19 protein-coding genes are annotated in these 20,955 nt (G+C 41.6%); 9 read left to right on the top strand and 10 right to left on the bottom strand.

Annotated elements, in window-relative coordinates; genetic code table 11:
- The 3 genes from HWQ44_RS01080 to HWQ44_RS01070 form a co-directional block, all read right to left on the bottom strand.
- On the bottom strand, positions 1–468 hold the full coding sequence (locus HWQ44_RS01080; RefSeq protein WP_292713744.1) for a hypothetical protein: 468 nt from the start codon (positions 466–468) through the stop codon (positions 1–3).
- A gap of 268 nt (positions 469–736) precedes the next feature.
- Positions 737–1,816, bottom strand: a complete 1,080-nt coding sequence (locus HWQ44_RS01075) for a sulfonate ABC transporter substrate-binding protein (protein WP_292713746.1) — start codon at positions 1,814–1,816, stop codon at positions 737–739.
- Between the two features lie 762 nt (positions 1,817–2,578).
- A complete protein-coding gene (locus HWQ44_RS01070) occupies positions 2,579–3,427 on the bottom strand; it encodes an alpha/beta hydrolase (RefSeq protein WP_292713742.1) in 849 nt (282 codons plus the stop codon).
- Positions 3,428–3,767: 340 nt separating this feature from the next.
- Between HWQ44_RS01070 and HWQ44_RS01065 the strand changes: the two genes are divergently transcribed.
- Together HWQ44_RS01065 and HWQ44_RS01060 are read left to right on the top strand one after the other, a co-directional pair.
- Entirely contained in the window at positions 3,768–5,849 is a 2,082-nt protein-coding gene (locus HWQ44_RS01065) for a VWA domain-containing protein (protein ID WP_292713740.1), read from the top strand.
- Between the two features lie 35 nt (positions 5,850–5,884).
- The gene (locus tag HWQ44_RS01060) at positions 5,885–6,016 is read left to right on the top strand and encodes a hypothetical protein (RefSeq protein WP_292713738.1); all 132 of its coding nucleotides are present in this window, start codon (positions 5,885–5,887) and stop codon (positions 6,014–6,016) included.
- A 315-nt stretch (positions 6,017–6,331) separates the two neighbouring features.
- Here the strand turns inward: HWQ44_RS01060 and HWQ44_RS01055 are convergent, their stop codons facing one another.
- Entirely contained in the window at positions 6,332–7,870 is a 1,539-nt protein-coding gene (locus tag HWQ44_RS01055) for a glycosyltransferase family 39 protein (RefSeq protein ID WP_292713736.1), read from the bottom strand.
- A gap of 415 nt (positions 7,871–8,285) precedes the next feature.
- Between HWQ44_RS01055 and HWQ44_RS01050 the strand changes: the two genes are divergently transcribed.
- On the top strand, positions 8,286–8,636 hold the full coding sequence (locus HWQ44_RS01050; protein WP_292713734.1) for a histidine triad nucleotide-binding protein: 351 nt from the start codon (positions 8,286–8,288) through the stop codon (positions 8,634–8,636).
- A gap of 187 nt (positions 8,637–8,823) precedes the next feature.
- Here HWQ44_RS01050 and HWQ44_RS01045 read toward each other — a convergent pair whose 3' ends face one another.
- Complete coding sequence (locus HWQ44_RS01045; RefSeq protein ID WP_292713732.1) at positions 8,824–9,504, bottom strand: RibD family protein; 681 nt, start codon at positions 9,502–9,504, stop codon at positions 8,824–8,826.
- A gap of 184 nt (positions 9,505–9,688) precedes the next feature.
- Between HWQ44_RS01045 and HWQ44_RS01040 the strand changes: the two genes are divergently transcribed.
- From HWQ44_RS01040 to HWQ44_RS01025, 4 genes are all read left to right on the top strand, one after another.
- Positions 9,689–11,068 (top strand): DUF2252 domain-containing protein, encoded by a 1,380-nt coding sequence (locus HWQ44_RS01040; RefSeq protein WP_292713730.1) that lies wholly within the window; start codon positions 9,689–9,691, stop codon positions 11,066–11,068.
- A 49-nt stretch (positions 11,069–11,117) separates the two neighbouring features.
- The gene (locus HWQ44_RS01035; RefSeq protein ID WP_292713728.1) at positions 11,118–11,717 is read left to right on the top strand and encodes an arsinothricin resistance N-acetyltransferase ArsN1 family B; all 600 of its coding nucleotides are present in this window, start codon (positions 11,118–11,120) and stop codon (positions 11,715–11,717) included.
- A gap of 355 nt (positions 11,718–12,072) precedes the next feature.
- On the top strand, positions 12,073–13,122 hold the full coding sequence (locus tag HWQ44_RS01030) for an aliphatic sulfonate ABC transporter substrate-binding protein (protein WP_292713726.1): 1,050 nt from the start codon (positions 12,073–12,075) through the stop codon (positions 13,120–13,122).
- Between the two features lie 44 nt (positions 13,123–13,166).
- Positions 13,167–14,195 carry an aliphatic sulfonate ABC transporter substrate-binding protein gene (locus tag HWQ44_RS01025; RefSeq protein WP_292713724.1) on the top strand — a complete coding sequence of 343 codons (1,029 nt, stop codon included), beginning with the start codon at positions 13,167–13,169 and terminating at the stop codon, positions 14,193–14,195.
- A gap of 221 nt (positions 14,196–14,416) precedes the next feature.
- Here HWQ44_RS01025 and HWQ44_RS01020 read toward each other — a convergent pair whose 3' ends face one another.
- The 5 genes from HWQ44_RS01020 to HWQ44_RS01000 form a co-directional block, all read right to left on the bottom strand.
- Entirely contained in the window at positions 14,417–14,653 is a 237-nt protein-coding gene (locus HWQ44_RS01020; protein WP_292713722.1) for a hypothetical protein, read from the bottom strand.
- 22 nt (positions 14,654–14,675) lie between these two features.
- The gene (locus tag HWQ44_RS01015) at positions 14,676–16,043 is read right to left on the bottom strand and encodes an LLM class flavin-dependent oxidoreductase (protein ID WP_292713720.1); all 1,368 of its coding nucleotides are present in this window, start codon (positions 16,041–16,043) and stop codon (positions 14,676–14,678) included.
- Between the two features lie 22 nt (positions 16,044–16,065).
- Positions 16,066–17,202, bottom strand: a complete 1,137-nt coding sequence (gene ssuD, locus HWQ44_RS01010) for an FMNH2-dependent alkanesulfonate monooxygenase (RefSeq protein WP_292713717.1) — start codon at positions 17,200–17,202, stop codon at positions 16,066–16,068.
- A gap of 17 nt (positions 17,203–17,219) precedes the next feature.
- On the bottom strand, positions 17,220–18,266 hold the full coding sequence (locus HWQ44_RS01005; protein ID WP_292713715.1) for a sulfonate ABC transporter substrate-binding protein: 1,047 nt from the start codon (positions 18,264–18,266) through the stop codon (positions 17,220–17,222).
- 109 nt (positions 18,267–18,375) lie between these two features.
- Positions 18,376–19,131: a dienelactone hydrolase family protein gene (locus HWQ44_RS01000; RefSeq protein WP_292713714.1), complete on the bottom strand. Its 756-nt coding sequence runs from the start codon at positions 19,129–19,131 to the stop codon at positions 18,376–18,378.
- A gap of 151 nt (positions 19,132–19,282) precedes the next feature.
- Here HWQ44_RS01000 and HWQ44_RS00995 point away from each other — a divergent pair, with 151 nt between their 5' ends.
- A complete protein-coding gene (locus HWQ44_RS00995) occupies positions 19,283–19,696 on the top strand; it encodes a GNAT family acetyltransferase (RefSeq protein ID WP_292713712.1) in 414 nt (137 codons plus the stop codon).
- A gap of 102 nt (positions 19,697–19,798) precedes the next feature.
- On the top strand, positions 19,799–20,233 hold the full coding sequence (locus HWQ44_RS00990; protein ID WP_292713710.1) for a VOC family protein: 435 nt from the start codon (positions 19,799–19,801) through the stop codon (positions 20,231–20,233).
- The last annotated feature ends 722 nt before the right edge of the window (positions 20,234–20,955 follow it).

Below are 20,955 nucleotides of genomic sequence, written 5' to 3'. Positions count from 1 at the left end.
TCAGTACCTCTGCCATAATCCCCCTGTCAATAGGGTTTGAGACGCGCTAACCCTGCCAAAACCAAGAGCATTTAGAATTAAGATATCTCCTCGTCCTTGACCACCAAAAACTGTGTCACTGGCAAATAAGAAAGGACTGGGAATATAGGCATCTCCAGATGAAAGGATTAAAGTATTAGGATAATCAGGCTTGCCATCACGATTAGCATCCTGATTTTTGAGTGCATTCAACACCGCCGAAAAGTTCGGTGCATCCTTCAGCGCAGGGACACCTGCTTCTTGATCGGAAGTATGTAAAAGTTGTAGTGTGAACCCTGACTTATGTGGTGTTTTGACTTGCGCCACACCAACAGTAGTTCCTAGAAATAAAAAGATGCTAAATATAATGAGCCAACTTAATTGACTAGCACTTAAATATCGGCTATTAAACTTACTGATAAATCGATTTTTCTGATCGAAAAAAGACATAATTAATTTTAGAGTTAATCAGTGATGAATAATTCTATAGTGGATTTTTAAAATTTCATAATAAATATTTTATAATTTAATTTTAACATTCATCTTCAAAACTGTATTCAAAAGCCTCTGGTTGCAAATGTGGTTGTTATTCAATAAGCGTCAGCTAACATATACCTATTTAGTGATGATTACTCTTCAGCGTAATTCGTAATTTTTGAATTACGAATTACGAATTAAGTTAGCGGTAGCGAGGATTCTATCGTTCGCAGGAGCGTCATTACGAATTATTCACTTTGTCTTGCCAAACAATTTCCTTAACTTTGATTTCTTTCGGGATCAATTTAATTTTGTAGAAGCTATCTGCAACCTCTTGTTGTTTAGCAATCACTTCATCTGTGAGCGGAAGTACATCATAGTCACGCCGCTTTTCTGCTATTTCCAACACAGGAGCATCTATACCCAAAGCCGGGGAAAGAAATTTAGCAACTTCAGCAGGATTATTCTTTGCCCAGTCACTAACTTGCTTCACCTGAGCTAGAACTATTTTCAAAGCATCTGGCTTGGCATCAACAAAAGATTTTGCAGCCAGATAATAACCACGATTGGGAGCCAATCCCGTCGCGTCTGCTAAAATCCGTGCGCCTGTTGCTGCTTCTGCTGCGGCTAAGTAAGGATCCCAAATTGCCCAGGCATCAACGTTTTTTCTTTCAAATACAGCACGAGCATCGGCAGGAGTGAGAGTTACTTTTTGGAAATCACTGTACTGTACTCTTGCCTTTTCCAGCGCTTTCAGCAATAGGTAGTTAGCATTAGAACCTTTGGCAAAGGCAATTTTTTTGCCCTTGAGTTCCGCCACACTTTTAATAGGTGAATCCTTGGGCACTAGGATGGCTTCAGCTTTGGGACTCCAAGGATCGTAGGCAACATAAACCAAAGGAATACCCCCAGCTTGAGCAAATATAGGTGGTGATTCTCCGGTATAACCAAAATCAATACTGCCTGCATTCAATGCCTCAAGTAGTGGGGGGCCAGCAGGAAATTCTGACCAAGTTACGGAAGATCCTGAAGTTGCGAAAGCTTTCTCTAATTCCCCTCTCGCCTTTAGCGCATAGAGGACAGTTGATGCTTTCTGATAACCTATGTGAATTGTAGTGCCGCTAGCTGCTGGAGTGGAGCCAGTTGTCTGCGGTGTGCCAGAGTTGTTGCTTGTGCTTGGAGAACAAGCAGAGACAGCCATAGTTAAACTAAGTCCCACTGCAAACAGTATAGAAAAAGTGCGGATTCTTGGTTGTTGGAACCTCTGGAGGAAGGCAAAAGCCATACCCAAGAGTCGGGTTGGAGAGAACTTAGTCAACATCATCACTCTGCTTTCAGGAGTCAATAAATATTAGACTTCAGTAAACCTACGGTAAATCACCGAAAAGTTTATTGAATTACCGTATTATATTGGACTTTAGACAAAAAACATGAGTTCGCGAATTATTTTAAGCCAACCAGCATAGTCTGAATCCTTAATCCCCAGTTCAATCCATACCCGCCCAATCTTTTAAAATGGGTAGAACAAACTGGCGTTGCATATTTGCGGGATGATTTTGCTAGTTTTGTGGGATGGGCATCTTGCCATTAGTGTCAACTTAAGGTTAAAACCCATTTGTCAACGATAGGTTTTGTTAGGAACGAAGTATAAAGGTGAACTTTTTTCTGACTTTTATACGCAAGCTGGTAGTGATGCTAATAAACAAAGCATTAATAGTCCATGAAAAAGTTCGTTTTTTGTCCCTTTCAAACCGAATTTTTAAGCCTAAATGCTTATTGACATAGGAAGTTTGAGCTTAACTTGACACCAATGGCATCTTGCCCGTCCCTTGTATTTCAGGGCTCTCGTGTCGCCCACCCTACAAGAATCATCCCTTGATTCAGCAACGCCAACAAACTCAATAGGTCTTTTTTCGCCCACCGTTATCCGCACTGTACTTGTGGTGTCGGGTGTGATTTATAAAACTTTATTCGTTATTACACGGATAAAGTGACTACTTTTTTGTAACTGTAATTGCAATTGAGAAATCAGGTGTTGAGTCTCCTGAATTTCTTTGGTAGGGTGGGCATAGCCCATTAAAAATTATAAATTACTGGTAGGAGATAATTGCTGATTTACCTTGACAAGGTTAGTAAATTCCTGCAAAGTTTGACGATACTTTTCCTCAGCTACCCAGAATAAATCATTATGATTTGCCTTTTCGACCCACAAATAAAGTTTTGGGGATATTGCAGCATTAAACAACTTTTCTCCATGAGCAAAAGGAATGATATCATCTGCCTTTCCATGAATCACCAATATAGGACATTTTATTTTTTTGATATTGTCCAAATTGGGAAACTTATCAAAAGGTAAAATCTGAAAAGGTACTATGACTTGAAAAGCAGAAATAAACGAACTTTCAATAATTAAACCACCTACTGGTTTCCGCATCGCTAAATTTACCGCAGAACCACCGCCAACCGAACGCCCCAAAACTATAATTTTTTCAGGTGGTATTTTTAAATTCTGGGTCAAATAATTGTAAGCACTATTGATATCTTCGTATGCATGACTTTCTGTCGGCTTTCCTTCACTCGTACCATAACCGCGATAATCATAAGCAAAGACACTAAAACCCCATACGTGTAATTTTTCTAGGATCTGTTTGATATCTCCTAAGTCTTCAGCATTCCCATGAGAATAAAGGATAGTATATTTAGCTTGATTGTTTAATAAATATGTAGCTGATATATTGGTATTTTCCCCACTCCTTAACTTAAGAATTGTTGGATCATCTTGATAGCTAGAAGGTTGAGAAAGAAAAATCATGCTATCTGCTCGAAAATATACAAAGATCGCAAAAAATATATAGATAAATACTAAAGATTTAATCATTCGTTGCCAAGTAAAATCACCAATTAGCAGCTTTATAAGTTGCTGTTTATCCATTAGTTTTTATTTCTAGGGTAAAGCTTTATTTCAAGATTTCCCAACTTATTATGTTTTCTAACCACAATTAATACAACTTCACCAAACTTCATGCCAGCTTTAGAAGAAAAACTATTGAGTGTTCTGAAGTTGAGCGACTGAGTAATTGCTTGACCCGGATTATTGAGCCGATACCAACAAACATTGTTATATTCCCTGATGCTAGACAGAAATGATTACTTTTGTATCAGTTACAGTTACCAAAACTGCAACGGTTATAAAATTCCAGGCTGCTCAAGACTATTCTAGGTAAGTGGAAACTTCAAATGTGACAGAACAAATTTAGTGTGGGGATTTAGTCATGTCTTACCCGATTCCGTCCAAAATGTGGCAGCGAGTTAGTATTGTAACATTGTTATTATTGATACCCTCAGTAGGGATTGCGATTTTACGTCAGTCTGCTACGGTTGCAGTTCCAGCCAATCAGACTCCTCCCAGTTCTACGGCAACAAGCTCGATTCTACCCAACCACCCTGACTACCAAGCACTCCAGGCATTGGTACAACAGTATAGTTGTGTTGTCTCCGTCCAAAACTTTGGCACTCTTCCGATAACTCGGACTGAGTTCGCCACAGTCTTGAATGCTTGTCTGAATCGGAGCAATGAGCTAATAGCGACTGACCCCAAGATAGTTACCCCAGCGGATATGAAAACTCTGCAACGCTTGCAGTCAGAATTTGCACCGGAGTTAGCAACCCTAAAAAGTCCGATAGATGAATTAGAAGCTCGTAGTCCCATCACTCCGACTCAGACTACCAGAGAACGGACTCAAGCCGAGTCTACCCGAAAGACTCAACCCTTACCCACAGCCCCACTCCCTAGTATTCGGTCTGGCTCATCTGTGCAGGATCAACTTGTTAACCGTGCGACCATGCCTAAACCCCAAGCTGGTAGCAGTATTGGAAGGGTTGTCCCTGAACCTCAACCAGGTAGCAGATTCAATACAGAAAACTACAACCGAATTGAAGATAATCCCTTTCATCGCGTTGAGAATGACCCCCTTTCCACTTTTTCAATTGATGTAGATACAGCATCCTATAGTAATGTGCGACGGTTTATTACTCAAGGGGAATTACCACCCAAGGATGCAGTGCGAATTGAGGAACTGATCAACTATTTTACCTACAATTATCCCCAACCAAAAGGCAATCGCCCTTTTTCCGTCACCACCGAAGTTACTGCTGCTCCCTGGAATCCTCAACACAAGCTGGTACAGGTGGGTTTGCAAGGTAAACGCCTAGAGAGTGAAACCTTACCACCCAGCAACCTAGTATTTCTAATTGATGTCTCCGGTTCTATGGATGACCCCAACAAATTACCCTTGGTGCAACAGTCGCTGAAATTGCTGGTGAATAAACTGCGTCCTGAAGATCGGGTAAGTTTGGTAGTCTATGCTGGGAATGCTGGATTGGTGTTACCTGCGACTCCTGGTAGTCAGAAATCAAAAATTCTGGCGGCGATTGACCGCTTGGAGGCTGGAGGCTCCACTGCTGGGGGTCAGGGCATTGAACTCGCATACAAGATAGCCAAACAAAGCTTCCTCAAGTCTGGTAATAACAGAGTAATTTTAGCTACTGATGGAGATTTTAATGTCGGGGTTTCCAGTGATGGTGACCTGACGCGATTAATTGAACAAAAGCGAGATCAGGGAATTTTCCTCACAGTGTTGGGATTTGGTACCGGCAATTATAAGGACGCAAAAATGGAGCAACTGGCTGATAAGGGTAACGGCAACTACGCTTACATCGATACCCTATTGGAAGCTAAAAAGGTTTTAGTTAACGATCTGAGGGGAACTCTGTTTACCATTGCTAAAGATGTGAAAATTCAGGTGGAATTTAATCCAGCGAAAGTTCAGGCATATCGCTTGATTGGCTACGAAAACCGCCTGCTGCAAAACCAGGATTTTAATGATGATAAGAAAGATGCAGGGGATATTGGGGCAGGTCATTCTGTCACAGCGCTTTATGAAATAATTCCCACTGGTACGAAAAGTGATGTGAAACTGCCAGAGGTAGACCCCTTGCGCTATCAGCGTTCTGGTGAAACTGCCCTGAATACTGCCGGCAATGAGTTGATGCAGGTGAAACTGCGCTATAAACTGCCCCAAGACAGCACCAGTCAACTAATTACCCAAACCATCCAAGATGATGATTTGAGAGCCGACCGGATACCCTCCACCAACCTGAGATTTGCTGCTGCGGTGGCGACCTTCGGGATGGTGCTGCGTGACTCTGAGTATAAGGGGAACGCTAATTATGATTTGGTGATGAAATTGGCAACCCAAGCGAAGGGAGAAGATCAGGAGGGCTATCGAGGTGAGTTTATTCGCCTGGTGGAACAATCTAGGGGGTTGATTACCAGGACGGGGAGCAGGGAGTAGGGTAGTTTCAATTACTTGAAAAGCGCTGTAATATCTTGGAGATACAATCTACACCAAAAGAGCGATCGCCTTTGATGTCTGCAATCAAACAGGCGATGCCACTTGCTCATACTACGGTGTACACACAAATCCTAAAATCCTTGTCTGGTAATATCATGTTCGGGTAAAGACTTATCATTTAGACCGCAGGGGGCAGGAAGCAGGGAGAAATAGGTTTTCCTGACTTTTGCACGGATGCGGTAATCATAAGTAATTAACCGGACTTGATATAAGATACAAGCCGATATAGGCAAGGTTTAGAATTGAGCAAGTTGATTATTAATCGTGTCACCTTATTGAGGGAAATCGTCAAAAAAACTTGTTACAGAAAACGCCTTCTCTACCAGAGGCTTCTGGCAACGTACAGCGTCTTTTGAGAAGACTCCGACTCCCTCATCGGGTCACCGTGTATTCTCAAAAGATGTATACAATAGTGCTTTTTTCTATTTCTTCCTTGTGAATCGATATATTTTCATATAAGGCCAATCAACCTCTTCTTCTAATTTATATAAATCACTCATTTCTGTTTTAAAAACATCTTTAAATTTCCAATAAAACTCACGATTAATTATCACAAAAACCGTATCTGCATTTTTAGTCATTGTACTAACTTTTTCTGCAATATTTTTCCCCTTCACTGTTTTGAGAATATATTCCGACGCATCTATAGTCGAAGAATCTCCATAATATTGTAGTAATCTAGGCTGTCCAAAGAACAATACAGATTTTGCAGATTTATCTCGATGTTCTAGAAGGTAGCGAACAGCCGAACGATAGTCATCTTTTGCATAGGCTGGATTTGAATAGTATTGAAAATTTGCATAAACATTCATAATTACTAAAGCAACAGTAGCTAACTTGGTAACTTGAGATGTTATATCAACTTTTTTATAACGCTGATAGTTATGTAAAAATGCTGATGGAATCAGAATGAAAACTGGTATACATAGGTAAAAAGAGTGGCGTGGTAGCCAATTAATTTTTGTTGCCACAGCAAACAGAAAAGTTAGGAAAAATGATGTGATTATAAGGAATATAAATAAGTAATCAGCCTGTTGATATCTTTTTCTCTGGCGCTGTCTCAATAAACTTTTTATTAAAGCTATAAAAATTACAGTAATAGCAATAATAAATATTAGAAAATGGGGCCAATAGCTAAGTAAAACGTTTATCTTTTCATCATTACGTAATTGTTCTAATGGCGTCCCATAGGATGTCCCAACCAAAATACCATAGATGACAAACATAATGTTTTGAACTATGGGTAATCCACTACGAGTAACAGTAGTAGCTGTCGGATCTGATGCGGCAGATGAGGACAAATAGAACCAAATCATTGGGGAAGAAAAAACTATAGGAGGTATCCACCATTGGAGCCATTCTTTGAATTTTCTATAAACAATAATATGAGATAAGCTAAGAGACAAACTAAAGATTACTGTCAAAATACTGCCAAAACTTCCTATGGCAGTAAAAATTCCAAAAAGTACTTGGGGAACAATCTTATTACTCTTATTTTTATTGATTGAATAACTAAATAGGTATATTTGAATTGAGACTATAAATATTAATAATGTGTAAGGTCTAGCATCTTGACTGTAGAATACGCTGAAGGAACTAACTGCTAGGATCATGGACGACCATAATGCATGGTTTTTTCCATAAATACGTAGGCTAGTAAAGAATATGGTAATTACTGAACCGACTCCCAGCAAAGCTGAAAGCGCTCGAATGGCAAATTCACTATCTCCAAAAGCCGAACGCCAATAGAACAAGACTAAATAATAAAGCGGTTGGTATTTGTCACCAGCTTCTCGATTTATAATATTAAAGAGATTTTCTTGAACGCTTCTACCATCAGATAAAGCTAGACTCCAGCCCTCATCATACCAAAGACTTTGATTTTGCAACAAACAAAAACGCAGAAAGATGCTAATTATGATAATAATAATAAAAACAACGTAGTATTTTGCCTGTCTCATATAAATCTCCAAAGCATTGGTACACAATATATGTAACTTTCTCAGTATAGAAATACCACTCTGAAAATTGAGTGGAAGATTGCAATTATTATCTCTATGCTAGGGTCGGCTCAATGTTATCTATGAAAGACTTTATCACAGGAAGGAGTATTTTATGGTGTGATGATCAAGTCAATACAGTAAACCTTTGATATTATGTCCACTTCAAGATTTATCATTTAGACTGACGCCGAAAGGGGGAAGCAAGCTACGCGTAGCGGACTCACCAGAAAGCATCAGAACTTTGGAGACATGCAGAGAAGTGCGATCGCAGAAGCTAATGCTGGGGATTTCGACAGATACGGGGAGATTTTAATAATTAAGTGATTAACTGGACTTAATATAAAATCTCTAGCAGATGAGTAGGTAGATTAGCATGAGTGAAAGTACAGAAACGATTTTCAGCAAAATCATTAGTCGGGAAATTCCCGCTGATATTGTTTATGAGGATAATTTATCTCTGGCATTCAAAGATATCCATCCCCAAGCGCCTGTTCACATTCTCGTCATTCCCAAAAAACCCATTGCTACATTAGCTGAAGCTGAATCCGAGGATCATGCTCTGTTGGGGCATCTTTTGTTAACCGCCAAACGTATTGCAGAAGTTGCTGGACTGAAAAATGGTTATCGAGTTGTCATCAACGCTGGTGATGACGGTGGTCAAACAGTCCATCACTTACATTTACATATTTTGGGAGGACGGCAGTTGGACTGGCCCCCTGGTTGATGAGAGGCAGGGGCCAGGGGAAAAGGTACAAACCGAGTAGAATTGTGGGCGAAAGCACCCCTGCTCCTTTTGTCCATTGGTTGAGAGCAACAACAGCAAGTGCCGTGGTTTTCTCCCCCTGCTCCCTGCTCCCCTGCTTTGTAGTATCAAGGAAAGCATTATAGAGCTTAATACTGGCGGCGCATTCTCACTTGAGTGTACGGTAGTGTAAAAACAACTCACTTCCAATCTGACGAGTTTCGACGAGTTGGAGATGAGGAGCAACATTGGGAATAAAACCCTCTCCTTCCACTGGGGTAGAGGCGTGCTTTCCTCCATAAATGACGGGCCAAATGGTCAACCACCAATCGTCAATTCGCCCTGCCTGCAATAGAGCCGCCGTTAAAGAACCGCCTCCCAAAGCAACAATCTTGTGAATACCCCGCTCTGCCATCAAGGTGTAAGCCCGATCCCAGTTCAGGTCTGTATCTCCCAAATCAATTAATTCAGCCTGTTTTTGCAAGGTTGTTGTATCAGAACTGCGCTCCAAACCAGCCCGTGTCGTAAATATCCATCGCTCAATGTCCTGGGTCAAAAAAGGCAAGTCCAGCGATAGGTCAAGAGAACCTGAGACAACGCAGGTAATGGGCTGGGGAGGCTGACCCCGAACCTCACGTGCTGCCAACAGTTCGGGATTACGAATTGCAAAGGTTCCTCCCTCAGCCCGAATTGTCCCTGCTCCTACCAGGATTAGATCAGCAAGGGAGACTTGATACTCCACGTGTGCTTGATCATCTGCATCAGATTCACGAGGCGCTTTAGGGTCTACGGCGCTAATTTTTCCATCGGCCGTCATGGCAAGAACCACAGTTGTTTGAATAGCTGACATGATTACGTTTTGACAATTCTTTATAATTTTACCTTTTTGAATTCTTTACCATGAATAGTTGTTGCATTGTGCTTTAGATCACTTTCTAAGCGATACCTCGAAGTGCTAAAAGAATTGTTGTTAGATGATTGTCTCTACACAAGAGTCTGATAAAAGTCAATTTTTTTACACCTAAGAGACTGTCATGCCCAAGTACATATCTATATCTGCAATTGTATTTCTCTTAATTTTAATTTTGGGGTTTATATCTCCAGTTCAAGCTGCAACTTCCCGTTCAACTTGGGTCGAGAATGAAATTTACCAATACAATCATCCCTTTGCTTCTCAATTGCCTCAAGAACTGGCAACGAAGATGCAAAAGATGAAGGCTAGTCCTTTCGCCTTTTATCGGGGGACAGATCACATTTTTTATCGTGATATGCAGACCTTACCAAGTTCAGGATTTGTGAATTCTTCAACTTCAGCCATCTGGTTAGAGGGAGATATGCATCTGCAAAATCTCGGAGGAATCAGAGATAGCAATGACAACAACGTTTTTGACACCACCGACTTTGATGAAAGCTATCTTGGCCCCTACGTTTGGGACTTACGACGGATGGCAGTCTCGATTTTGTTGACAGCTAAAGAGAATGGTATTAACTCAACTGATGCTCAGGATATTGTCCGTAATTTCTTGGATGCTTATCTGAACAAAATGAGTGACTTTAAAGGAACCAACGACGAGCTGTCATACCGTTTGCAATCCAGCAATACGAACGGTGTGGTAAAAGATTTGATTCAAAAGGCATCAGATAACAGCCGTTCTAGCTTGCTAAATAAGTACACGCAGTTAAATAATAGTAACAATAGAGTATTCCAGACAACCTTGGAACTTCAGCCTGTATCCAGCAACACCTATTCCGATATTGCTGGGGCTATGAGCAGCTATATTGCCTCAATTCCTAGTAGTAAGCGCTACAACAATAGTTACTACACCCTCAAGGACATTCGGCTCAAATTAGGTTCAGGTACTGGTAGTCTTGGTAAGTACCGATATTACTTATTGATTGAGGGCCCAAGTTCAGCAACCGACGACGATCGCATTTTGGAAATGAAGCAGGAAGGTAATAGCGCAGTTGCGATCGCAGTTCCAGGTCTGCTGCCAACTTCAGTCTACGGAAACCAAGAAGGAGCGAGAGTGACAATCGCCACTAAAGCAATGCTCTCTAATACTGATCCTTTAGTTGGCTATACTACGGTCAGTAGCATCCCCTTTATGCTGCATGAAAAATCACCTTACCAAGTGGACTTTGACTATACCTTGCTAACCACGAAGTCAAAATTCATGGATGCGATGGGGTATGCAGGGAAGGTGGTTGCCAAGAACCATGCAATCTCTGATAAAGACTACGATGCTGCGATTATTTCTGTCAGCGCTGACAAAGAAGTGACTGATATTGTGAGCAATAACAAGGCTGTATTCAAAGATGAAATTGTTAACTTTGCGGTGGACTATGCAACTCAAGTCGAGTATGATTACACGAGTTTTGTAAATGCTTATAACCAAGGCGTAACACTCTACTAGTATAGGTGCTGCTGCCAGTTAAATTATTAAAATCCAAAAAGGATCTGCTGTGAAGGCTGCAATCAGACTAGCTAATGAAAGTGATGCCTTAGAAATGCTGGCAATTTATGCGCCAGTTGTGCGAGAAACTTCAATTTCTTTTGAGATAGAGCCTCCCAGCAAAACGGAATTTGAAGGGCGCATCAATAACTATCAACAGCAGATGCCTTGGCTAGTGTGTGAAATTAATGGTGAGCTTCTAGGTTATGCCTATGCTACTCCCTACCGGAGTCGTGCCGCTTACCAATGGTCTGTAGAATCATCCGTGTACGTAAATGTTGAATCTCGTAGAAAAGGAGTTGCTAAAGCTTTGTACACTTCCCTTTTTGGGTTGCTGCAACTCCAAGGATTTTATAACGTTTTTGCTGCGATCGCTTTACCTAACCCAGCAAGCGTCGCTATGCATGAGGCTGTTGGGTTTTCACCTGTAGGTGTATTTTACAGAGTTGGATATAAATTTAATGAGTGGCACGATGTCGGCTGGTGGCAACTATCTCTGCAACAAGAGCTACCCCTACCTGTAAATCCGCCTCTTTCTTTGCTAGAAGCTCAAAAATCGGCTCTGTGGAATGAAGCTTTAAGAAGTGGACTCTTGCTACTTCGCGTTTAATTTGGTGTTGCCCTTAGCTACTTAATATTTGTACATAATTTTCCATAATTTTATCTGCAATAGAACATTTTGATCCTAGCCATATACAGAAAACTTGTCTCAGAAGCGTAGCTGTATTTGCTGCTTGATTCTTACAGAAGTCTATGATACTATCCGTGCAATCAATAAAAATACTGTAATTCGGTCGATTTATCGTAGATTAAAATCTGATCAAAATTGTGTGCCATTTACAAAGCTGCTTAATTAAATTTCTCAGCTAAATTTTCATTTCCATTTCCAGCTAATTGCCAGTAGCGCCAAGGGCACACATTCAGTATTGAATAAACGAAAACATTAAAGAATAACTACTAGCATTATGGTAGAAATATTGACAAAATCTCACTTTAAGCCATTCAATTGCTTTCTACTATTTTTAGTAGGTGGAGTATTCACCTTATCCACAACTTTAGTCAGTTGTAAAGCACCAACGACACCAGAGCAAGCTGCTAACGCCTCTAATAGCACCAAGACAAAAGTCTTACACATGGGCTACATGACAGCTGGAGATTTACTCAAGATTAAAGGGCTGTTAGAAAAACGTTTAACTCCACAGGGTATTTCTGTAGAGTGGTCAAAATTTGCTGCTGGGCCGCAACTTCTAGAAGCGATGAATGTAGGAAGTGTAGATTTCGGCTTTGTCGGTGAAACTCCGCCTATCTTTGCCCAAGCGTCTGGCGTTCCTTTTGTTTATGTTGCTAGCAGCAAACCTGGGACTGGTGAGGAAACTGCTGTTGTAGTCGATAAAAACTCTCCAATCAAGACAGTAGCTGACCTCAAAGGCAAAGGACTCGCCTTTCAAAGAGCTACTGCACAGCAGTATTTCGTTTTGAAGGTTTTGGAAGAAGCAGGACTGAAACTTAGCGATATTAAACACATCAACCTCACGCCATTAGAAACTCGTGCTGCATTTGAACGTAAGAGTGTTGATGCGGCTGTAATTGGCGACCCTCACCTGGCGCTATTTCAGAAAACTGGGAGTATCCGGATTATCCGAAATGGTAAGGGGATTACTACCCAAGGAGGCTACTGGTTAGGGTCACGCAATTTCGTCAAAGATAATCCTGATGTTGTGAAAATTATTTTGGAAGAGGTCAACAACATCGGAAAATGGGCTGAAGCTAACCCACATCAAGTAGCTGAACTGATTTCGCCCGAAGCAAAAATTGATGTTCCAACACTAGAACTAGTATCAAAGCGCAGGCGTTACACATTAAGACCCCTTAGTGAAAAAGTTTTGTCAGGACAGCAGAAGATTGCTGACTTGTTCTATGAGCAGAAATTCATCACTAAAAAAATAAATGTTAAAGAAGCAGCACTTTCCTCTGAACAATATGCCGCTTTGACCCCTTCGGTAGTTAAGCCTTGAGCATTTACAGTAAACCTTAAACTCCAAAAAATTGCTATCACATTATGGGAGCTAAAAAACGTAACTTTCTAGTATTATTAATGGCTGGAGTATTTACCCTATCTACAACTTTAGTAAGTTGTAAGACACCGAATACACCAGAGAAAGCCGCCGTCGCTGCTTCTAGTGGCATCAAAACGAAGGTATTACGAATAGGGTATATGACGGCTGGAGATATAACTAGATCGAGACAAGTTTTAGAGAAACGCTTGAATCCACTAGGTATTAATGTCCAGTGGGCAAAATTTACTGCCGGGCCGCAACTTCTAGAAGCGATGAATGTCGGCAGTTTAGATGTCGGTGCTGTCGGTGAAACTCCACCCATCTTTGCCCAAGCAACTGGTATTCCTTTTGTTTTCATTGCTAGCACTAAACCAGCTACTGGTGAAGGAACTGCGATTGTAGTACACAAAAACTCTCCAATCAAGACTGTAGCTGATTTAAAAGGTAAGACTCTCGCTTTTCAAAGAGCCACTGCTAGTCAATACTTTGTGGTGAAGGCTTTGGAGGAAGTAGGACTAAAGTTAAGTGATGTCAAATATCTAAATCTCATATCACCAGAAACTCGTGCAGCATTCCTTCGTAATAGCATTGATGCAGGTGTAATTAGTGACCCCCAACTTGCCGAGTTTCAGAGAACTGTGGGTGTTAGGATTCTCCGGGATGGTAAGGGGATTACGACCCAAGGAGGCTACTGGTTAGCGGCACGCAGTTTCGTGAAAGATAACCCGGAATTAGTGAAAATTCTTCTCGAAGAAGTCAACAACGTAGGCAAATGGGCTGAGGCACATCCACGAGACGTTGCCGAAATAATCGCGCGTGATGCCAAGCTAGATATTCCAACGTTGGAAAAAGTAGTCAAGCGGCGGCGTTATACCTTAAGACCCATTAGTGATGAAATTCTGTCAGGGCAGCAGAAGATTTCTGACTTGTTTTATGAGCAAAAATTCATTACCAAGAAGATCAATGTTAAAGATGTGGCACTTTCCCCTGAAGAATATACTGCCTTGACCCCACCAGAAATCAAGCCTTAACTTTGGTGAAGATGGAAGATAAGTAAGTTGGCATAATAAAACCAAATTATGTAAATAAAGATAAACTAGACTAAACCCTCTTCCCTCCTGCCTCTTGCGTCATCCCAACAACAAATTTTTACGCCGACCCACTTAGAGTCTTCTTACAAATCAGAACATATTTGCAGACATGAGTAAACTAGGACTAATCTAAGTACAGCCTTTCATTAATTCGTAGCGAATTAATGAAAGGCAATACCTTGCAATGCCAATGCAGAGCGATGCAATGTTAATGCGTCCCCCTGCAATGCCAATGCAGAGCGATGCAATATTAATGTGTCTCCCTGCAATGCTAATGCAGAGCGATACAATGTTAATGCGTCCCCCTGCAATGCCAATGCAGAGCGATAGATTGTTAATGCGTTCCCTTGCAATGCCAATGCATCCCCCTGTATTAGAAACGCTACGCTTTTACGCAAAACTGTACTAAGTTAAATGAAGTTAGGCGATCGCACTTTCACGAGTAGTAACTTTGCTAAACTGATTTACCGGACGAGGTAAACCAAGATTTTCGCGCAGGGTTCGTGCTTCATACTCTGTACGGAACAAACCGCGACGTTGCAATTCCGGAATTACTAAATCTACAAACTCATCCAATCCTCCCGGCAACCAAGGTGGCATGATATTAAAGCCATCTGCCCCACCATTGACAAACCAATCTTCTAATTGATCGGCAATTTGTTCAGGTGTGCCTAGAATCTGACGATGCCCACGCGCTCCAGCAATCCATAAATACAGTTGTCGAATCGTTAAATTCTCTCTGTGAGCCAGGTCAGTCAAAAGTTGCTGACGGCTTTTACCGCCATTAGTCTCTGGTAAATCCGGCAACGGCCCATCCAACGGATAGCTGGATAGGTCAAATCCACCGATCATTGAACCAAGCAAATTTAAGCCGACCACCGGATCGATCAACTCTTGAATCTGATCGAATTTGTCCTTAGCTTCTTGCTCAGTTTTACCAATAACTGGAAATACACCAGGCATGATCTTGAGATGGTCAGGTGAGCGTCCGTATTGAGCTAGTCTCCCCTTCACATCTTGATAAAAAGCCTGAGCTTCTGCCAAAGTCTGCTGGGCAGTGAAAATTACCTCCGCCGTTTGTGCAGCCAGATCCTTACCATCCTCGGAAGACCCAGCTTGAATGATCACCGGATAACCCTGGATGGGACGTGCCACATTTAGCGGGCCGCGGACTGAAAAATGTTCACCTTTGTGGTTGGGAACGTGCAGTTTATTGGGATCGAAGTAAATACCCGACTCTTTATCATGTAAGAAGGCATCGTCCTCCCAACTATCCCAGAGTTTGGTGACAACATCTACAAACTCTTTAGCACGCTCATAACGTAGGGTATGCTCCATGTGCTTTTCCTGATTGAAGTTCAGTGCTTCAGCTTCAGTAGCAGAAGTCACGAGATTCCAACCGGCACGACCGCCGCTAAGATAATCTAGTGATGCAAACTTGCGGGCGAGGTGATAAGGCTCGTTGTAGGTGGTCGATACTGTCGCCGTCAAACCAATGTTTTCTGTGACTACAGACAGAGCCGACAGCAGGGTGAGAGGTTCAAAGTGGACGAGTTTACCGTTACGGCTCAAAAGGTCGGCGCTTTGATTGCGATCGCGCACAGCCACGCCGTCTGCAAAGAAGATCATGTCAAATTTGCCGCGTTCCGCCGTTTGTGCCAGCCTTTTATAATGTTGAAAGTTTAAACCACCGTCAGCCTGCGCTTCGGGGTGCCGCCATGACGCTACATGATGTCCAGTGCTTGGCAAGAATGCACCTAGTCTAAGTTGAGGTTTTTTCGTACTCATGCTTTTTTTAATTTTGAATTGCTTACACTGGCTGGGGTTTGAGTAAATCTGTTTTGGTAACAAATTCACTAAATGTACTTGCAACTTGCTGTGGTAATGCGATCGCTGGCGTTTGTAACGGCAACCTGGGAAACAGTAATTCTGCAACTCGATAGGCTTCTTCGAGATGGGGATACCCTGAGAAAACAAAGGTATCAATTCCTAAATCGGCATATTCCAGCATTCGTTCTGCAACTGTGTCTGGATCTCCGACTAAGGTAGTGCCAGCACCTCCACGCACTAAGCCAACACCTGCCCATAAGTTGGGGCTAATTTCTAGGTTTTGGCGATTACCTTTATGCAGTTGAGCCATGCGGCGTTGTCCTTCTGATTCAGATTGAGCAAACCGCTGATGTGCAGCAGCGATGGTTTCATCATCGACATACTGAATCAGTTCATTCGCTGCATCCCAAGCTTGTTGCGTAGTTTCGCGGACTATAACGTGCATCCGAATCCCAAAACGTACCGTTCTACCTTGTTCGGCTGCTAATTGGCGTACCTTGGCAATCTTTTGGGCAACTTGATCTGGTGGTTCACCCCAAGTTAAATACACATCAATGTGTTTGGCAGCGACTTGGAGCGCAGGATCCGAAGAACCACCAAAATATAAGGTGGGATAAGGCTTTTGTACGGGTGGAAATTGGAGTTTTGCGCCTTGAACTTGCAAGTGACGACCATTATAGGTTACTTCTTCACCTTGCATGAGCGATCGCCAAATTGTCAAAAACTCATCAGTGAGTTCATAACGTTGCTCGTGATCTAAGAAAATTCCATCTTTAGCAAGTTCTTTGGTGTCGCCACCAGTGACTACATTCAGAATAATTCGACCGTTAGAAATCTGGTCAAAAGTAGAAGCCATTCTCACTGCTAATGAAGGTGACATAATTGCCGGACGAAAGGCGACAAGAAACCGCAAGCGTTCTGTAACTGAAATTAAGGAAGTAGCTACAATCCAAGTATCCTGTTTTTGTCCAGTACCAATCAACATCCCACCATAGCCCAATTTATCAGCAGCTTGGGCGATTTGCTGCATATAGGGATAAGTGGCTGGCCGCCTGCCAATTGTAGTACCTAAATAACGCTCATCTCCCTGTGTAGGTAAATACCAAAAAACTTCCATGTTCCTATCTCCTCGCGCTATTTATGACTGATGGTTTCTGGTGTGATAGCGGCATATTGTTTAGTAGTCAGCATCGCTTCCTTGATACTAATAGGTTTAGGAATCACTTTTTCTTTGGCAAATAAATCTGCAATCTTCTGTTGATTTTCCATAATTTCTGGGGTAATTGGTCTTAACCCATAAGTTCGCCTTTCAACCATTGTTGTTAAAATATCTTCATCAATTTTGAGATGAGGAATAGTTAGTTTTACAACTTCTGATCGGTTTTTCTCACCCCATTTACCTGTGTTATCTATCTCTTCAAGAACTAATCGCACTAACTTCGGATTTTCTATGGCAAACTTTCGCGCCGCCATATAATATCCGCCCTGAGTAGCAATGCCACTAGCATCTCGCAAAACACGAGCATTTGCTTTTTTTTGAGCTACGGCTAAATAAGGATCCCAAGTTACCCAAGCATCAATTTTTCCTTGAATAAAAGCATCACGGGCTTCTGAAGGTGGGAGACTGATGGCTTGAATATCACTATATTTTAAACCAGCCTCTTCTAAAGCTTTTATTAATAAGTAATGGGAAGCAGAACCTTTTTGAAAAACTACTTTTTTCCCTTTGAGGTCGGCTAAAGTGCGAATCGGCGAATTATTTTGGACGATAATTCCGCTTCCTTTACCAGTGCTGGGTTTATTACTCGCAACGTAGACTAAAGATGTCCCAGCAGCTTGGGCAAAGATTGGGGGAGTTTCGCCTACAGAACCAATATCAACTCTACCTACATTCATTGCTTCCATCAGTTGTGGCCCGGCAGCAAATTGCGCCCATTCGACGGAAATACCTAAAGGCTGTAGACGTTTTTCTATCAATCCTTTTAGTCTGACAATATCCCCAGAGCTTTGATATCCCATTCGGACAGTCTTGGTTTTCAAGCCATTAGTTTCATTCTCTGCTTTTGGAGTTCCGACTGAGCAACTAATTAAGGTTGTTGAAATTGTTAATAATCCAGGTAATAAAAATAGTGATAAACCTTGAAAAATCTTAACCTGTGGCTGTTTGAAGGCGGTAATCATGGACGTGATACTTAATTTTTTTTGCTGATTATTTGGCTAATATCTGCCGAGGTTCACTAGAGGCACACAGATGTGCGCCCAAAGCGCGTATTGTTCCTAACCCAAAGATTTAGACTTTTTGAAGCTGAAGGTTTTTTTGGAAAAGTTCTTGAACGTTTTTCCAGGCATCGGCAGCAGCTTCGGCATTGTAGCTGGCGCGATGGTTGCAGAAAAAGCCATGTCCTGCTCCCGAATAGCGGAAGATAGCATGGGGAATCTGATTTTTTTTCAATTCAGCCTCAATCTGTTCTGTTTGTTCCAAGGGGATTCCCTGATCATCAAGGCCAAAAAAGGCGTAAATGGGGCCTTTAATATCGGCAGTGTGGGTGATGGTTGGTTCTCCACCGCCGGGAGTTGAGTTGGGAATACCGCCACCATAGAAGGAAGCTGTAACTTTGATATCTGGTAAAGTGGCAGCTAGATAAACGACGTGACCACCAAAGCAGAAACCAATGGAGCCGATCGCATCTCCTTGTACATTTGGTAAGGTTCTTAAATAGGCGATCGCAGCTTTAATATCGCTCAATATTTGCTCTGCTGTTGTTTGCTCCTTATAACCTCTCCCTTGCTGCACATCTTCAGGGGTATATCCACCCTCAAAACCGGGAGCGGTGCGTTGAAATAAAGTCGGTGCGATCGCCACATACCCCTCTTTAGCAAATTTCTCAGCAACTTCCCGAATGTGAATATTCACCCCAAAAATTTCCTGAATCACGATCACAGCGGGGAAGGTTCCCTTTTGGGCTGGTTCAGCTAAGTAAGCATCAATCTGCAAATCTCCGTTAGGGACTTTAACTTGAGCGGTGCGAATTTCTGTGTTTGTCATCTTAGGGATTAGCCTGTAGTTGTTTTAAGGACGAAATGTTTTATGGTAAGTTTTGTACAATACTACTTAAATAATACCGATTTACCGTAGTTTAAAGAGTAGTATTTCACAAACAACGTGCAAAGGCAAGTCATTTGATTTAGAGATGTAGATGAATATAAGACCGTACCAAGAATCTGATGCTGAATCAGTCAGTGCGCTATGGGATGAGGTGTTTCCTAATAACCCGTCGCACAGCAACCCAAAATTGGTAATCAGTCAGAAGCTTGCTGTACAGCCTGAGTTGTTTTTCGTTGCTGAGATTAACTCTGTAATTGTAGGTACGCTCATGGCGGGATATGACGGACATCGCGGTTGGCTATACACAGTTGCAGTCAGCCCTCAGTATCAACGGCAGGGTATTGGTAGCAAGCTAGTGCAGCACGCAGAGAGGGTATTGATAGCGATGGGATGTCTCAAAATCAATCTCCAAGTTCGTGTCTCCAACGCAGAAGTAGTTGAGTTTTATAGAAAACTTGGTTATCTCGTCGAAGAACGCATCAGTATGGGAAAGCTTGTCACATAAGCTTTCGGTGAGTTGGAACAGAAAAACTTGAGAAATACGCCAGCAATACTACAAAAAGTGATTGTAGCGTTGCCAAATTTAACCCAAATTAGGAGAAAAATTATGAAGCTTGATGCAGTTCATCATATTCAGGTAACTTATCCTCTTGAGGTGGAGGATGCAATGCTGTTTTTCTACAGCAAAGTTTTGGGATTGACAGAAATCCCCAGACCTGAAGTAATGAAAAACGATTCAGGAGCCTGGTATAAATTGGGAGATATTGAACTGCACATTAGTACAGAGAAAAACGCTAATAACCAAGCATCTAGACGACATTATTGTTTTCAAGTCGATAACTTGAACGCTTTTGAGGAACACCTAAAAAGACATGGGATAGAAATCATTCCCGATCAACGACCACTTCCCGGATGCGTGCGATTTTTCCTCCGCGATCCCGGTGGGAATCGTATAGAAATCACAGAGTTTGTCAAGAATGCTTTTGGACAGCTACCAACAGAGGAGTTACTATTAGAAAAGCATTCAGTAATATTGTCTTAGATACGAATCGTACTAAAGAAATTCCAAATAAAAAAATATCCAATTAACTTTTGTGGGGTGGGCGTCTCGCCATTGGTGTCAAGTTAAGCTCAAACTTCCTATGTCAATAAGCATTTAGGCTTAAAAATTCGGTTTGAAAGGGACAAAAAACGAACTTTTTCATGGACTATTAATGCTTTGTTTATTAGCATCACTCCCAGCTTGCGTATAAAAGTCAGAAAAAAGTTCACCTTTATACTTCGTTCCTAACAAAACCTATCGTTGACAAATGGGTTTTAACCTTAAGTTGACACCAATGGCGTCTCGCCCGCCCAGTTGATATTTCGGACAAACGCCTCAGTTAAGGGCTAATGGGAACAATTTTGGGTTTTAAAGACGCGATGAATCGCCGTCTATACAAGTATTTTGGACTTATCTGAACGAAATTATAATATAATAACCAAATTTATTTTTTAAGCTTATTTGTATATATCGAAAATGGAAAAGAGAAAATCAGGTTTTTCGAGTTTTGCAGAGTTTTTGGAAACATAAAATAATAATCCTAGATTTTTTGTCAGTCTCACACTAAAAGTATAAGTATAGGATTACTATTTTATTTTTGAACAAAATTAGGTACTGTAGTGGCGTGTCAAGGCTAAAATGTTGCAAAAAAATTGTAGGTTGGATAGAGGCTTTGCGTAACCCAACATCCTGATATCTGTTGGGTTGCGCTCCGCTCCACC

The organism is Nostoc sp. JL34 (assembly GCF_017114945.1).
In the GTDB taxonomy this organism is placed as follows: Bacteria; Cyanobacteriota; Cyanobacteriia; order Cyanobacteriales; family Nostocaceae; genus Nostoc.
This window is presented reverse-complemented; position numbering and strand designations above follow the sequence as displayed.

What these genes read in the sequence shown, in the direction of transcription:
- HWQ44_RS01005 (WP_292713715.1), bottom strand. Translation starts at nt 18,266, where the DNA reads ATGATTACCGCCTTCAAACAGCCACAGGTTAAGATTTTTCAAGGTTTA.
- HWQ44_RS01070 (WP_292713742.1), bottom strand. Translation starts at nt 3,427, where the DNA reads ATGGATAAACAGCAACTTATAAAGCTGCTAATTGGTGATTTTACTTGG.
- HWQ44_RS01045 (WP_292713732.1), bottom strand. Translation starts at nt 9,504, where the DNA reads ATGTCAGCTATTCAAACAACTGTGGTTCTTGCCATGACGGCCGATGGA.
- HWQ44_RS01000 (WP_292713714.1), bottom strand. Translation starts at nt 19,131, where the DNA reads ATGACAAACACAGAAATTCGCACCGCTCAAGTTAAAGTCCCTAACGGA.
- ssuD (WP_292713717.1), bottom strand. Translation starts at nt 17,202, where the DNA reads ATGGAAGTTTTTTGGTATTTACCTACACAGGGAGATGAGCGTTATTTA.
- HWQ44_RS00995 (WP_292713712.1), top strand. Translation starts at nt 19,283, where the DNA reads ATGAATATAAGACCGTACCAAGAATCTGATGCTGAATCAGTCAGTGCG.
- HWQ44_RS01025 (WP_292713724.1), top strand. Translation starts at nt 13,167, where the DNA reads ATGGGAGCTAAAAAACGTAACTTTCTAGTATTATTAATGGCTGGAGTA.
- HWQ44_RS01030 (WP_292713726.1), top strand. Translation starts at nt 12,073, where the DNA reads ATGGTAGAAATATTGACAAAATCTCACTTTAAGCCATTCAATTGCTTT.
- HWQ44_RS01015 (WP_292713720.1), bottom strand. Translation starts at nt 16,043, where the DNA reads ATGAGTACGAAAAAACCTCAACTTAGACTAGGTGCATTCTTGCCAAGC.
- HWQ44_RS01050 (WP_292713734.1), top strand. Translation starts at nt 8,286, where the DNA reads ATGAGTGAAAGTACAGAAACGATTTTCAGCAAAATCATTAGTCGGGAA.
- HWQ44_RS01055 (WP_292713736.1), bottom strand. Translation starts at nt 7,870, where the DNA reads ATGAGACAGGCAAAATACTACGTTGTTTTTATTATTATTATCATAATT.
- HWQ44_RS01040 (WP_292713730.1), top strand. Translation starts at nt 9,689, where the DNA reads ATGCCCAAGTACATATCTATATCTGCAATTGTATTTCTCTTAATTTTA.
- HWQ44_RS00990 (WP_292713710.1), top strand. Translation starts at nt 19,799, where the DNA reads ATGAAGCTTGATGCAGTTCATCATATTCAGGTAACTTATCCTCTTGAG.
- HWQ44_RS01065 (WP_292713740.1), top strand. Translation starts at nt 3,768, where the DNA reads ATGTCTTACCCGATTCCGTCCAAAATGTGGCAGCGAGTTAGTATTGTA.
- HWQ44_RS01075 (WP_292713746.1), bottom strand. Translation starts at nt 1,816, where the DNA reads ATGTTGACTAAGTTCTCTCCAACCCGACTCTTGGGTATGGCTTTTGCC.
- HWQ44_RS01080 (WP_292713744.1), bottom strand. Translation starts at nt 468, where the DNA reads ATGTCTTTTTTCGATCAGAAAAATCGATTTATCAGTAAGTTTAATAGC.